This is a genomic window from Streptomyces sp. WAC04114 (assembly GCF_019733245.1).
In the GTDB taxonomy this organism is placed as follows: Bacteria; Actinomycetota; Actinomycetes; order Streptomycetales; family Streptomycetaceae; genus Streptomyces; species Streptomyces massasporeus_A.
The window spans coordinates 1-12,951 of record NZ_JAIGQA010000210.1 but is presented as its reverse complement, the minus strand read 5'-3'; the positions used below and the strand labels follow the sequence as shown (position 1 = coordinate 12,951).

General features: G+C 71.7%; 13 protein-coding genes. 8 read left to right on the top strand and 5 right to left on the bottom strand.

The window, feature by feature from the left end; genetic code table 11:
* Together K4G64_RS34405 and K4G64_RS34400 are read right to left on the bottom strand one after the other, a co-directional pair.
* On the bottom strand, window positions 1-812 hold an 812-nt coding region (locus tag K4G64_RS34405), incomplete at its 3' end, for a DeoR/GlpR family DNA-binding transcription regulator (RefSeq protein WP_260461368.1).
* A 201-nt stretch (window positions 813-1,013) separates the two neighbouring features.
* Window positions 1,014-2,462, bottom strand: coding sequence for an NAD(P)H-quinone dehydrogenase (locus K4G64_RS34400; RefSeq protein WP_221759833.1), 1,449 nt, complete (start codon window positions 2,460-2,462; stop codon window positions 1,014-1,016).
* A 97-nt stretch (window positions 2,463-2,559) separates the two neighbouring features.
* On the opposite strand from K4G64_RS34400, the gene K4G64_RS34395 reads away from it, so the two are divergent.
* The 3 genes from K4G64_RS34395 to K4G64_RS34385 all read left to right on the top strand — a co-directional run bounded on the left by K4G64_RS34395 (window position 2,560) and on the right by K4G64_RS34385 (window position 5,894).
* A complete protein-coding gene (locus tag K4G64_RS34395; protein ID WP_221759832.1) occupies window positions 2,560-2,997 on the top strand; it encodes a gamma-glutamylcyclotransferase in 438 nt (145 codons plus the stop codon).
* Between the two features lie 107 nt (window positions 2,998-3,104).
* Window positions 3,105-3,929 (top strand): purine-nucleoside phosphorylase, encoded by an 825-nt coding sequence (locus K4G64_RS34390; protein WP_031110318.1) that lies wholly within the window; start codon window positions 3,105-3,107, stop codon window positions 3,927-3,929.
* Window positions 3,930-4,241: 312 nt separating this feature from the next.
* Entirely contained in the window at window positions 4,242-5,894 is a 1,653-nt protein-coding gene (locus K4G64_RS34385; RefSeq protein WP_221759831.1) for a phospho-sugar mutase, read from the top strand.
* Between the two features lie 66 nt (window positions 5,895-5,960).
* Here the strand turns inward: K4G64_RS34385 and K4G64_RS34380 are convergent, their stop codons facing one another.
* The gene (locus tag K4G64_RS34380; RefSeq protein WP_221759830.1) at window positions 5,961-6,320 is read right to left on the bottom strand and encodes a DUF6204 family protein; all 360 of its coding nucleotides are present in this window, start codon (window positions 6,318-6,320) and stop codon (window positions 5,961-5,963) included.
* A 312-nt stretch (window positions 6,321-6,632) separates the two neighbouring features.
* Complete coding sequence (locus K4G64_RS34375; RefSeq protein ID WP_221759829.1) at window positions 6,633-7,334, bottom strand: PH domain-containing protein; 702 nt, start codon at window positions 7,332-7,334, stop codon at window positions 6,633-6,635.
* 150 nt (window positions 7,335-7,484) lie between these two features.
* Between K4G64_RS34375 and deoC the strand changes: the two genes are divergently transcribed.
* Genes deoC through K4G64_RS34360 form a run of 3 tightly spaced genes read left to right on the top strand, consistent with a single transcriptional unit; the run spans window position 7,485 to window position 10,785 of the window.
* Window positions 7,485-8,447, top strand: coding sequence for a deoxyribose-phosphate aldolase (gene deoC / locus K4G64_RS34370; protein ID WP_190902264.1), 963 nt, complete (start codon window positions 7,485-7,487; stop codon window positions 8,445-8,447).
* Between the two features lie 21 nt (window positions 8,448-8,468).
* Window positions 8,469-9,905 (top strand): aldehyde dehydrogenase family protein, encoded by a 1,437-nt coding sequence (locus K4G64_RS34365; RefSeq protein WP_221759828.1) that lies wholly within the window; start codon window positions 8,469-8,471, stop codon window positions 9,903-9,905.
* Window positions 9,898-10,785 (top strand): aldehyde dehydrogenase family protein, encoded by an 888-nt coding sequence (locus K4G64_RS34360; protein ID WP_221759827.1) that lies wholly within the window; start codon window positions 9,898-9,900, stop codon window positions 10,783-10,785. The genes K4G64_RS34365 and K4G64_RS34360 overlap by 8 nt, the downstream gene beginning before the upstream one ends.
* Before the next feature lie 87 nt (window positions 10,786-10,872).
* Here the strand turns inward: K4G64_RS34360 and K4G64_RS34355 are convergent, their stop codons facing one another.
* Window positions 10,873-11,280 carry a hypothetical protein gene (locus tag K4G64_RS34355; RefSeq protein ID WP_221759826.1) on the bottom strand — a complete coding sequence of 136 codons (408 nt, stop codon included), beginning with the start codon at window positions 11,278-11,280 and terminating at the stop codon, window positions 10,873-10,875.
* Between the two features lie 56 nt (window positions 11,281-11,336).
* Between K4G64_RS34355 and K4G64_RS34350 the strand changes: the two genes are divergently transcribed.
* Both K4G64_RS34350 and K4G64_RS34345 read left to right on the top strand, forming a co-directional pair.
* Complete coding sequence (locus K4G64_RS34350; protein ID WP_374206483.1) at window positions 11,337-12,041, top strand: uridine kinase; 705 nt, start codon at window positions 11,337-11,339, stop codon at window positions 12,039-12,041.
* On the top strand, window positions 12,041-12,844 hold the full coding sequence (locus tag K4G64_RS34345; RefSeq protein WP_221759825.1) for a DUF4253 domain-containing protein: 804 nt from the start codon (window positions 12,041-12,043) through the stop codon (window positions 12,842-12,844). The genes K4G64_RS34350 and K4G64_RS34345 overlap by 1 nt, the downstream gene beginning before the upstream one ends.
* Window positions 12,845-12,951 lie beyond the last annotated feature (107 nt).

Sequence of the window (12,951 nt, the reverse complement as noted above, 5' to 3'; positions counted from 1 at the left end):
ATGTTCCAGACCGTGCCGACGGATCTCATCACGCGCCTCGTCACCGACGAGCCGCCGGCAGAACCCTGCCCCCCGGCGACAGCGATCTGCACACCCTGGTCGGCAAGCGCCTGCAACTCCGTGGCGGCACGGTCGTCGTGCGCCGGCGGCTCGTCGGTGACGAGGCGCGTGATGAGATCCGTCGGCACGGTCTGGAACATGGTGTCGGTGCCGAGTTTGGTGTGGTCGGCGAGGACCACGACCTCCGCGGCCGCCTGCACCAACGCCCGGTCGACGGACGCCGACAGCATGTTGGACGTGGACAGCCCCCGTTCGGCGGTCAGACCGCTCCCGGACAGGAACGCCCGCGACACCCGCAGCCCGTGCAGGGACTGCTCCGCACCACTCCCGACCAGGGCGTAGTTCGAACCGCGGAGCGTACCGCCGGTCATCACGACCTCGACCCGGTTGGCGTGGGCCAGGGCCTGCGCCACCAGCAGCGAGTTGGTGACGACGGTCAGGCCGGGCACCCGGGCGAGCCGGCGGGCCAGCTCCTGGGTCGTCGTACCCGCCCCGACCACGATCGCCTCCCCCTCTTCCACGAAGTTCGCGGCGAGGTCGGCGATGGCGGTCTTCTCGGCGGTCGCGAGATGAGACTTCTGCGGAAAGCCGGACTCCCGCGTGAAACCGCCCGGCAGTACCGCACCGCCGTGCCGGCGGTCGAGGAGTCCTTCTGCCTCCAGCGCGCGCACGTCCCGCCGTACGGTCACTTCGGAGGTCTGGACGACGCGGGCGAGCTCACGGAGCGACACGGCCCCGTTCGCTCGCACCATTTCGAGGATCAATTGGCGACGTTCTGCAGCGAACACGAAACTGACAGTAACGCCAGCGACCGTCTGCTTTCAGCAGTTTGCGCTGAATAGCAGAAGATGTTCGCACCGAGCAGCGGGAAGTGGTATAGGGCCTAGTCCCGCCGCCTATGCCGTACGAATGGTCGAACACTCCCCGTGACCAGGCAGGAGTCGATTTCGGCCTCAGCCGTCGCCGTTCTCCTTGCGCGTGTGCAACTGCCGTGCCACCTCGGCGATCGAGCCCGACAGGGACGGGTAGACGGTGAAGGCGTTCGCGATCTGTTCGACGGTCAGATTGTTGTCGACCGCGATCGAGATGGGGTGGATCAGTTCCGAGGCGCGCGGTGAGACGACCACACCGCCCACCACGATGCCCGTGCCCGGCCGGCAGAAGATCTTGACGAAGCCGTCGCGGATGCCCTGCATCTTCGCGCGCGGGTTGCGCAGCAGCGGCAGCTTCATGACCCGGGATTCGATCTTCCCGGCGTCGACGTCGGCCTGGGTGTAGCCGACGGTGGCGATCTCCGGGTCGGTGAAGACGTTCGACGAGACCGTCTTGAGGTTCAGTGGGGCCACGGCATCGCCCAGGAAGTGGTACATGGCGATACGGCCCTGCATGGCGGCCACGGAGGCCAGGGCGAACACCCCGGTCACGTCACCGGCGGCGTACACGCCCGGAGCGGTCGTGCGCGAGACCTTGTCGGTCCAGATGTGGCCGGACTCGCGCAGCCGGACACCGGCGTCCTCAAGGCCCATGCCGGCGCTGTTGGGGACGGCACCGACGGCCATGAGGCAGTGCGAGCCGGTGATGACCCGCCCGTCGGCGAGGGTGACCTCGACCCGGTCCCCGACCCGCTTGGCGGACTGGGCCCGGGAGCGCCCCATGACGTTCATGCCGCGCCGCCGGAAGACGTCCTCCAGCACGGCGGCCGCGTCCGGGTCCTCACCGGGCAGCACCCGGTCGCGCGACGACACGAGCGTCACCCGCGACCCGAGCGCCTGGTAGGCACCGGCGAACTCGGCACCGGTCACACCGGAGCCGACCACGATGAGCTCCTCGGGCAGCTCGTCGAGGTCGTACACCTGGGTCCAGTTCAGGATCCGCTCGCCGTCGGGCTGGGCGTCGGGCAGCTCACGGGGGTGCCCGCCGGTGGCGATGAGCACGGCGTCAGCCGTGAGCGTCTCCTCACTCCCGTCGGCGGTGCGCACCACGACCTTGCGCGACCCGTCGAGCGCCTGCATGCCCTCCAGCCGCCCGCGCCCACGCATGACACGCGCCCCGGCACGCGTCACGGCGGCGGTGATGTCGTGCGACTGGGCGAGCGCGAGCCGCTTCACACGCCGGTTGACCTTGCCCAGGTCGACACCCACGACCCGGGCGGCCTGCTCGATGTGCGGGGTGTCGTCGGCGACGATGATCCCCAGCTCCTCGTAGGAGGAGTCGAAGGTGGTCATCACCTCGGCCGTGGCGATCAGGGTCTTCGACGGCACGCAGTCGGTGAGCACCGACGCCCCGCCCAGACCGTCGCAGTCGACGACGGTCACCTCCGCGCCGAGTTGAGCGGCCACCAGGGCCGCTTCGTATCCGCCGGGTCCGCCACCGATGATCACGATCCGAGTCACGTACTCCATTGTCCCGCACCGCTCCGCGTGCCACCGCCCCGGGGGCCCGCCGATGCGGCTGTTGTTACGACAGTGACGCCGGGGCCGCCTGCCGTACCCTTCCCCCATGTCGCTCTACGCCGCGTACGCCGGCAACCTCGACGCGCGGCTGATGTCCCGCCGCGCCCCGCACTCGCCGCTGCGCGCCACCGGCTGGCTGAACGGATGGCGACTGACGTTCGGCGGCGAGCACATGGGCTGGGAGGGCGCACTGCCGACCATCGTGGAGGACCCGCTCTCCCAGGTCTTCGTCTCCCTCTACGACATCGCCCCGATGGACGAGGACTCCCTCGACCGCTGGGAGGGCGTGGGCCTCGACATCTACCGCCGTACGCGCGTACGGGTCCACACCCTGGACGGCGAGGAATCCGCCTGGGCCTTCGCCCTGAACGCCTACGAGGGCGGCCTGCCCTCCGCCCGCTACCTGGGCGAGATCGCCGACGCGGCCGAGTCGGCCGGCGCCCCTCACGACTACGTGATGGAGCTGCGCAAGCGCCCCTGCTGACGGCAGCCCGCGCGCGACCTCCTCGTCGGAAACGACAAGACAACGATCGCCACCCCGTGAGCTCTGCCATCTACGCGCGTAGGCAAACAGCGGCTACCCTCATCGGCGTGAACGCATCTCTTCTTCCGGACGACATCCAGGGCGACCCCCACGCCGCCGCCGACGCCGCCGCGGCCCGCCTGCGCGAACTGACCGGCGCCGAGACCCACGACGTCGCCCTCGTGATGGGCTCCGGCTGGGCCCCGGCCGTGGACGCGCTGGGCGCCCCCGAGGCCGAGTTCCAGGTCACCGAGCTCCCCGGTTTCCCGCCCCCGGCGGTGGAGGGCCACGGCGGCAAGATCCGCTCGTACCGGATCGGCAACAAGCGCGCCCTGGTCTTCCTCGGCCGCACGCACTACTACGAAGGCCGCGGCGTCGCCGCCGTCGCCCACGGCGTCCGCACCGCGGTGTCGGCCGGCTGCAAGACGGTCGTCCTCACCAACGGCTGCGGCGGCCTGCGCGAGGGCATGCGCCCCGGCCAGCCGGTCCTCATCAGCGACCACATCAACCTCACCGCCACCTCCCCCATCATCGGCGCGAACTTCGTCGACCTCACCGACCTGTACTCCCCGCGCCTGCGGGCCCTGTGCAAGGAGGTCGACGCCACGCTGGAGGAGGGCGTCTACGCCCAGTTCCCCGGCCCGCACTACGAGACTCCGGCCGAGATCCGCATGGCCCGGGTCATCGGTGCGGACCTGGTGGGCATGTCGACGGTCCTCGAGGCGATCGCCGCGCGCGAGGCGGGCGCCGAGGTCCTGGGCATCTCCCTCGTCACCAACCTCGCCGCGGGCATGACGGGCGAGCCCCTGAACCACGAAGAGGTCCTCCAGGCCGGCCGCGACTCCGCGACCCGCATGGGCTCCCTGCTCGCGCAGGTCCTGGGCCGCCTCTAGCAATATCGCGGCTGCGTGTCCGTGGTGCCCCAGGGATGGCAGCCGCGGCCGCCCGCACAGCCATGGGGACGCTCCGGCACCCGCCGTCGTACGCGAGGGGCCGTGTCGGGGGGGGTGTCCGCCCGCAGCGGTTGGCGCGTCAACGGACGGTTAGTCGGTACGCAACCCCATCGCGCCGTTCCGAGGACGGACACCCCCCGGCGCGGCCCCGACCCACCACCGGCGCCGGGCGACGGACGCGCACCCCCACCACGCCGCAGGCAAACCGCACCGCACCGCACGCCACCACACCGGAGAGGCTGACACCACACCGTGCACGACGAACTCATCGCACAGGCCCAGGCGTGGCTCACCGAGGACCCCGACCCGGACACCCGCACCGAGCTCGCCCGCCTCATCGAGGCCGAGGACGAGACCGAACTCGCCGCCCGTTTCGGCGGCACCCTCCAGTTCGGCACCGCCGGCCTCCGCGGCGAACTCGGCGCCGGCCCCATGCGCATGAACCGCTCGGTCGTCATCCGCGCCGCCGCCGGCCTCGCCGCGTACCTCAAGAAGCAGGGCCACGACAACGGCCTCGTCGTCATCGGCTACGACGCCCGCCACAAGTCCCACGACTTCGCACAGGACACCGCCGCCGTCATGACCGGCGCGGGCCTGCGCGCGGCCGTGCTCCCCCGCCCCCTCCCGACCCCCGTGCTCGCCTTCGCGATAAGGCACCTCGGCGCGGTCGCCGGCGTGGAGGTCACGGCCAGCCACAACCCGCCCCGCGACAACGGCTACAAGGTCTACCTCGGCGACGGCTCCCAGATCGTCCCCCCGGCGGACATCGAGATCGCGGCGGAGATCGCCGCCGTCCCGTCCCTCACCACCGTCCCGCGCCCCACCGAAGGCTGGGACACCCTCGACGACAGCGTCCTGGACGCCTATCTCGCCCGCACGGACGCCGTCCTGTCCGAGGGTTCCCCCCGCACGGCCCGCACGGTCTACACGGCGATGCACGGCGTCGGCAAGGACGTCCTCCTGGCCGCCTTCGCCCGCGCCGGCTTCCCGGAGCCGGTTCTCGTCGCGGAGCAGGCCGACCCCGACCCGGAGTTCCCGACCGTCGCGTTCCCCAACCCGGAGGAGCCCGGCGCGATGGACCTGGCCTTCGCGACGGCACGCGCGCTCTCCGGCGAAGCCGCCCCGGACCTGATCATCGCCAACGACCCGGACGCGGACCGCTGCGCCGTGGCCGTACACGACGGAACCGACGCCACCGGCTGGCGCATGCTGCGCGGCGACGAGGTCGGCGCCCTGCTCGCCGCCCACCTGGTCCGCCGCGGAGCGACCGGCACCTTCGCGGAGTCGATCGTCTCGTCGTCCCTCCTCGGCCGCATCGCCGAGAAGGCGGGCCTCCCGCACGTCGAGACCCTCACCGGCTTCAAGTGGATCGCCCGCGCCGAGGGCCTGCGCTACGGCTACGAGGAGGCCCTCGGCTACTGCGTGGACCCCGAGGGCGTACGCGACAAGGACGGCATCACGGCCGCGCTGCTGATCACGGAACTGTCGTCCCAGCTCAAGGAGGAGGGCCGCACCCTCCTCGACCTGCTGGACGACCTGGCGGTGGAGCACGGCCTGCACGCGACGGACCAGCTGTCGGTCCGCGTCGAGGACCTCTCCCTCATCGGGGCCGCGATGCGCCGCCTGCGCGAACAGCCCCCGACGGAGCTGGCCGGCCTTCCGATCACCCGCACGGACGATCTCACCAAGGGCACGGCCGAACTCCCGCCCACGGACGGTCTGCGCTACACCCTCGACGGCGCCCGGGTGATCGTCCGCCCGAGCGGCACGGAGCCGAAGCTGAAGTGCTACCTGGAGGTCGTGATCCCGGTCGGGTCGCACCAGGACCTTCCGGCGGCCCGCGCGAAGGCGACGGCGCTGCTGGAGTCGATCAAGCGCGACCTGTCGACGGCGGCGGGCATCTGAGGGCCGGGCCCCGTACCACCACCGCTCCCCTCCCCCCCACCGGTCCCCCGCCGCCCCGCCGAGGACTCAGAAACCCTTCCGGGCGGCCTCCCGCCGCTGCCGCTTGCCGAGAGGCGCCTGGGAGAGGTCCTCGGCGGTGGACCGGAGGTTCTTGTAGCCGTATGCGCGCTGCTCCAGCCACGCCCGCGCCGACTCCTCGGCCCGCTCGGTCGCCTCCAGGATGTCCTCCTCGGCCTCCCCGGAGTCGAGGAAGCGGAACGTGAAGGCGGGCCGCACGGCCACGTCGTACGTCAGGCTCCCCTCGGGCGTGAACGCGGCGCGCAGCACGTCGTGCTCGGCGGCCCGCTCCAGCAGCCCGGCGCGCTGCTCGGCGCTCAGCCCGTCGAAGACGCCCCGGACGGTGACACGGAAGGTACGGGTACTCATGCCCCGAACCTAGGCACGGGAAGGGGACGCCCTCCACCCCTTTTCCGCCGGACGAAGCGACACCGAAAGCCACCGGCCCCCATCCCACACCGGCACGGCAGACCGCCGCACTGTCAGCCCAGCACCACAAGGCTCAGCACGCGTCAGCCCATCACGACCAGCCCGCCCGGCCGCCGCACCGTCAGCCCAGCACCAACAAGACGAGCCCGCCCGGCCCTCAGCCCCTCAGCCCAGCACCACGCGGACCAGCACGCCCGGCCCCAGACCGTCAGCCCCGCACCACCCGGACCAGCACGCCCGGCCCCCAGACCCTCAGCCCAGCACCACCAGGACCAGCACCAGCACCGCCCCCGCCAGCGCCGGCGCCAGCACCTCGTAGGCCCACCGCACGGTGACCTCGCCCCGCGCCGACTCCGCCTGGTGCCGCGCCTCGTGCAGGCCGCGCAGCTCGTCCATGATCCGGTCGGTCTCGGCCCGCACGGGACCCTCGGAGATGGACTCCCTGCCGAGGCCTCCCTCGACCGCTCGCATCCCGAGCGCGCTGCCACGGCCCTCGTCCCGCCGCATCTCCCGCCGCGCCTGCGCGGTCGCCCGCATCTCGCGCCGCGCGGCCTTCTTGCGGGCACGCAGCGACACGGGAACGGCCCACAGCTGGTACTTCGCACCGGACTCGGTGAGGACCTCGTTCGAGTAGGAGGAGCGCAGCGAAGCGACCTGCCCCCAGGGCACGACGACGATGCGGAAGGGGTTGCGGATCCGCAGGCGGTCGTCACCGACGTACACGGCGGGCCGCAGCGTGAAGGCGATGACGAGCGGCACGACGAGGAGCAGCACGGCGAGCGCGAGCCACGGTGTGCGCCCCTCCCCCGAGACGATCGCGTCGATTCCGAGCCACCCGGTGACGGCGAGCAGCAGCACGCCACCGGCGATGGCCGGGGCCGACCGGTGGACCCGGTCCTTGGACTCGGGCTCCGAAGGCTGCGGCGCCGGGGACTGGGGTTCGGGGCTCGTCATGTCTCGATTCTGCCGGACCCGCCGCGCACGAGGCCTCCGGCCCCCTCCCCGAAGACCACACCGGCCTCCCAAGGGAACCCTCGGAACTCCGTCGAACAAAACCAGGGGCTGTACAGCCGCTACGCGCGTAGATATGCTCGTCTGGTGACCATGCCCAGTTCTGCACTCACCGCAGCTCACCCCCTCAAGGACGTCGCCTCGTCCGACAGCGCGCTGCGCCGCTTCCTCCACGGGCTCCCCGGCGTCGACGCGGTCGGACTCGAGGGCCGTGCGGCCTCCCTCGGCACCCGTTCGATCAAGACGACCGCGAAGGCGTACGCCATCGACCTCGCGATCTCGATGGTCGACCTGACGACGCTGGAAGGCGCGGACACCCCGGGCAAGGTCCGGGCGCTCGGCGCGAAGGCGGTCAAGCCCGACCCGACGGACCGTACGACGCCCGCCACCGCGGCGGTCTGCGTCTACCCCGACATGGTGGCCGTGGCCAAGGAGGCCGTCGCCGGCTCCGGCGTGAAGGTCGCCTCGGTGGCCACGGCGTTCCCGGCCGGCCGCGCCGCGCTCGACGTCAAGCTGGCCGACGTGCGCGACGCCGTCGCCGCCGGTGCCGACGAGATCGACATGGTCATCGACCGCGGGGCGTTCCTCTCGGGTCGATACTTGAAGGTGTACGACGAGATCACGGCCGTGAAGGAGGCCTGCGGGACCTCCGCGCGCCTGAAGGTCATCTTCGAGACGGGCGAGCTCTCGACGTACGACAACATCCGCCGCGCGAGCTGGCTCGGGATGCTGGCGGGCGCGGACTTCATCAAGACCTCCACCGGCAAGGTCGCGGTGAACGCCACCCCCGCGAACACCCTCCTCATGCTGGAGGCCGTCCGCGACTTCCGCGCCCAGACGGGCATCCAGGTCGGCGTGAAGCCGGCCGGCGGAATCCGCACTTCCAAGGACGCCATCAAGTTCCTCGTGCTGGTCAACGAGACCGCGGGCGAGGACTGGCTGGACAACCACTGGTTCCGCTTCGGCGCCTCGTCGCTGCTGAACGACCTGCTGATGCAGCGCCAGAAGCTGGCCACCGGCCGCTACTCCGGCCCCGACTACGTGACGGTGGACTGAGACCCCATGACCATGGAAAACGTGTCTTCGGCATTCGAATACGCCCCGGCCCCCGAGTCGCGCGCGATCGCCGACATCGCGCCCTCGTACGGCCTGTTCATCGACGGCGAGTTCGTCGAGGCGGCGGACGGCAAGGTCTTCAAGACCGTCTCCCCGTCCACCGAGGAGGTCCTCTCCGAGATCGCACAGGCCGGTTCCGAGGACGTCGACCGTGCGGTGAAGGCCGCGCGCCGGGCCTTCGAGAAGTGGTCGGCGCTCCCGGGGGCGGAGCGCGCGAAGTACCTCTTCCGCATCGCCCGCATCATCCAGGAGCGCTCCCGCGAGCTCGCCGTCCTCGAGACCCTCGACAACGGCAAGCCGATCAAGGAGACGCGCGACGCCGACCTGCCCCTGGTCGCCGCGCACTTCTTCTACTACGCGGGCTGGGCCGACAAGCTCGACCACGCCGGCTACGGCGCGAACCCGAGGCCGCTGGGCGTGGCGGGCCAGGTCATCCCCTGGAACTTCCCCCTCCTGATGCTGGCGTGGAAGATCGCCCCGGCCCTCGCCACCGGCAACACGGTCGTCCTGAAGCCGGCCGAGACCACGCCCCTGTCGGCGCTGTTCTTCGCGGACATCTGCCGCCAGGCGGGCCTGCCCAAGGGCGTCGTCAACATCCTCCCGGGCTACGGCGACGCCGGCGCGGCGCTGATCGCCCACCCCGACGTGAACAAGGTCGCCTTCACCGGCTCCACGGCCGTCGGCAAGGAGATCGCCCGCACGGTCGCCGGGACCAAGAAGAAGGTCACGCTGGAACTGGGCGGCAAGGGCGCGAACATCGTCTTCGACGACGCCCCGATCGACCAGGCCGTCGAGGGCATCGTCAACGGCATCTTCTTCAACCAGGGCCAGGTCTGCTGCGCGGGCAGCCGCCTGCTGGTGCAGGAGTCGATCCAGGAGGAGCTCCTGGAGTCCCTGAAGCGCCGCCTGTCCACGCTGCGCCTCGGCGACCCGCTGGACAAGAACACGGACATCGGCGCGATCAACTCCGAGGAGCAGCTCACCCGCATCACCTCGCTCGTCGAGCAGGGTGAGGCGGAGGGCGCCGAGCGCTGGTCGCCGGCGTGCGAGCTGCCGGAGAGCGGCTACTGGTTCGCCCCGACGCTGTTCACGAACGTCACCCAGGCGCACCGGATCGCCCGCGACGAGATCTTCGGCCCGGTGCTGTCGGTGCTGACCTTCCGCACGCCGGACGAGGCGGTCGCCAAGGCCAACAACACGCCGTACGGCCTGTCCGCCGGCATCTGGACGGAGAAGGGCTCCCGCATCCTGGCGGTCGCGAACAAGCTCCGCGCGGGTGTCGTCTGGTCCAACACGTTCAACAAGTTCGACCCGACGTCGCCGTTCGGCGGTTACAAGGAGTCGGGCTTCGGCCGCGAGGGCGGCCGCCACGGCCTGGAGGCGTACCTCGATGTCTGATGCACGACTGTCGGTGTTCAAGACCTACAAGCTGTACGTCGGCGGGAAGTTCCCGCGATCCGAGAGCGGCCGGGTGTACGAGGTGACCGACTCGAAGGGCAAGTGGCTGGCGAACGCGCCGCTGTCGTCCCGCAAGGACGCCCGTGACGCGGTGGTCGCGGCGCGCAAGGCGTTCGGCGGCTGGTCGGGGGCGACGGCCTACAACCGCGGCCAGGTCCTCTACCGCGTCGCCGAGATGCTGGAGGGCCGTCGCGACCAGTTCACCCGTGAGGTGGCCGACGCGGAGGGCCTGTCGAAGTCCAAGGCGGCCGCGGTCGTGGACGCGACGATCGACCGCTGGGTCTGGTACGCGGGCTGGACCGACAAGATCGCCCAGGTGGTCGGCGGCGGCAACCCGGTCGCGGGCCCGTTCTTCAACCTGTCCTCCCCCGAACCGACGGGCGTGGTCGCCGTCCTGGCGCCGCAGGAGTCGTCGTTCCTGGGCCTGGTGTCGGTGCTCGCCCCGGTGATCGCGACCGGCAACACGGCGATCGTGGTGGCGAGCGAGAAGTCCCCGCTGCCCGCCCTGTCCCTGGCCGAGGTCCTGGCCACCTCGGACGTCCCCGGCGGCGTGGTCAACGTCCTCTCGGGCCGTACGGCCGAGATCGCGACCCCGCTGGCGGCCCACCAGGACGTCAACGCGATCGACCTCGCGGGCGCCGACGAGGTCCTCGCGAAGGAACTGGAGATCGCGGCGGCCGACAACCTCAAGCGGGTTCTCCGTCCACAGCCTGTGGATTACGCGGAGACGCCCGGCACCGACCGGCTGACGGCGTTCCTGGAGACCAAGACGGTCTGGCACCCCACGGGTTCACTGGGCGCGTCGGGTTCCTCCTACTAGGGCCCCCACGGCCGCACCAGGCCCCCCCACAGCCGAAGCCCCGGCCCTCCTCCGTCCGGGAGGGCCGGGGCTTCTCGGCGTGCGCGCCTATTGCTGCGAGAGCAACCCGGCAGCCTGCCCCACCACCGGGATGCTGCCGATCGACTGAGCCTGCGCCACGGGGCCCGTCAGTGCCTGGGACGTCATCGGCTTGAAGTCGGCGAGGCCGGTGCCGACGCCGTTGTCGAGCGGGTCGACTCCGGTGCCGGCGAGCGGGTTGGGCTTGAGACCGGCGACCGGGCCGGTGACGTAGCCGAGGGTGCCGGTCGCGGGCTGGAGGCCGGACTGCGGGTCGATCTTGCCGAGGGAGGCGGGACGGGAGTTCACCACGCCAAGGACCGACTCGGTGTCCGCCGCGGCCGACGCGGTGCCCGCCCCCAGCGCCACGCCCGCGGTCGCGAGGACGGCCAGGGCACGCCGGCCGACCGGCTGCTCGGGGGAATCGTGTCGGGCCATGAGCGCCACCTTCTGCTGCACTGGGTAATCGTGTTGGGACCGAGGGTAGTTGAGGTGTGACGCGCGCATCAAAGGCGACCCGCGGGGTCGTACGGCCCCCGGTGGATGCCTCACACTGGTGTCCCGTGAGTTCTCCTCTGCCCATACCGACGCGAGTCGTGCTGCTCTGCGGCCCTTCCGGCTCCGGCAAGTCCCTCCTCGCGGCCCGCTCCGGTCTCCCGGTGCTCCGGCTCGACGACTTCTACAAGGAGGCCGACGACCCGACGCTGCCGCTCGTGGCGGAGAGCTCCGACATCGACTGGGACCACCCCGACTCGTGGGACGCGGACACCGCCGTCGCCGCGATCACCCGGCTGTGCCGCACGGGCCGTACGGACGTTCCCCTCTACGACATCTCGCTCAGCGCCCGCACCGGCGTGGAGACGGTCGACATCGGGCGGACCCCGCTGTTCATCGCGGAGGGCATCTTCGCCGCGGAGATCGTCACGCGCTGCCGTGAACTCGGCGTCCTCGCCGACGCGCTGTGCCTGAGCCGCGGCCCGGTGAAGACCTTCCGCCGCCGGTTCCTGCGGGATCTGAGGGAGGGCCGCAAGTCGGTGCCGTTCCTGCTGCGCCGCGGCTGGCGCCTGATGCGGCAGGAGCGCACGATCGTCGCCCGCCAGACGGCGCTGGGCGCGTACGCCTGCGACCGCGACGAGGCGATGGGCCGGCTGGCGGCAGCGGCGGCCGGCCGGTGCGCGGGGCTGGGCACGGCGGCCTGATGCCCCGGGCGGACGCCGGGGCCACGCTCGCGACCGAACTGGGCGCGCGGGCGCAGGACGTCCAACGGGTGCGCACCCCACGCGGGGGCACCCTCCTGGGCTTCCGGTGCACGCCGGACGCGTGCCTGGACGTGTGGCGGCGCGCCCGTGAGCGCCACGCGGACACGGGATGGTGGCCGTTCATCACCCACACTCAGCCGTCGGACCGGGAGTGGGCGGACCTACCGGGCGACAGTCACCGCGACGAGGCCCGCGTGCCGTTCGTCGACGGACTGGTGGAGCTTCAGGCGGGGGAACTGCTCAGCGAGGCGGAGACCTTCCGGCCGCCGACGGGACGCCTGCCCGTGCGGGACCTGGACGACCTGGCCGGACGTCTCACCGCCGCCGTTCCGCACTCCGCGCCGCCCCGCCCCGCGGAAACACGCCTCGCCACCTTCTTCGCGCGGCCGCCGGAGTGGATCTGCCTCGTCCCCACCGGGGACCCGGCCGGGCTGCCGGAACTCCTGGACGCACCCGACACACCGAACCACACCCCGTTCCCGGGCCGGGAGTCCCTCTCGTACCGGGATCACGCCGACGTCCTGCGCGAGTGGCACGACCGGTTCGGGGCCGAGATCTGCTACCTCGACACCGACGCGCTCCTGCTGTCGGTCGAGAAGCCTCCGACGGATCCGCTCCAGGTGGCGCGGGTCGCGATCGAGCACTACGCGTACTGCCCCGACTTCGACCAGCTCATCGGCGGGCTGCCGGAGATCGCCGCACACCAGGCGCCGGCGCGGTTCTGGTTCTTCTGGTGGGACTGAGTCGCCCGACGGAACCACGGGAACACACAGCACGAGAAGCGGGACTGGACGGACCCCCCGGCCCTCCAGCCCCGCTTCTCGTGCTGTGTGTTCCCGTGGTTCCGTCG

Excerpts from the sequence above, each read along its gene's own strand:
- K4G64_RS34345 (WP_221759825.1), top strand. The coding sequence starts at position 12,041 with ATGCCCCGGGCGGACGCCGGGGCCACGCTCGCGACCGAACTGGGCGCG.
- K4G64_RS34360 (WP_221759827.1), top strand. The coding sequence starts at position 9,898 with ATGTCTGATGCACGACTGTCGGTGTTCAAGACCTACAAGCTGTACGTC.
- K4G64_RS34400 (WP_221759833.1), bottom strand. The coding sequence starts at position 2,462 with ATGGAGTACGTGACTCGGATCGTGATCATCGGTGGCGGACCCGGCGGA.
- deoC (WP_190902264.1), top strand. The coding sequence starts at position 7,485 with ATGCCCAGTTCTGCACTCACCGCAGCTCACCCCCTCAAGGACGTCGCC.
- K4G64_RS34355 (WP_221759826.1), bottom strand. The coding sequence starts at position 11,280 with ATGGCCCGACACGATTCCCCCGAGCAGCCGGTCGGCCGGCGTGCCCTG.
- K4G64_RS34375 (WP_221759829.1), bottom strand. The coding sequence starts at position 7,334 with ATGACGAGCCCCGAACCCCAGTCCCCGGCGCCGCAGCCTTCGGAGCCC.
- K4G64_RS34380 (WP_221759830.1), bottom strand. The coding sequence starts at position 6,320 with ATGAGTACCCGTACCTTCCGTGTCACCGTCCGGGGCGTCTTCGACGGG.
- K4G64_RS34395 (WP_221759832.1), top strand. The coding sequence starts at position 2,560 with ATGTCGCTCTACGCCGCGTACGCCGGCAACCTCGACGCGCGGCTGATG.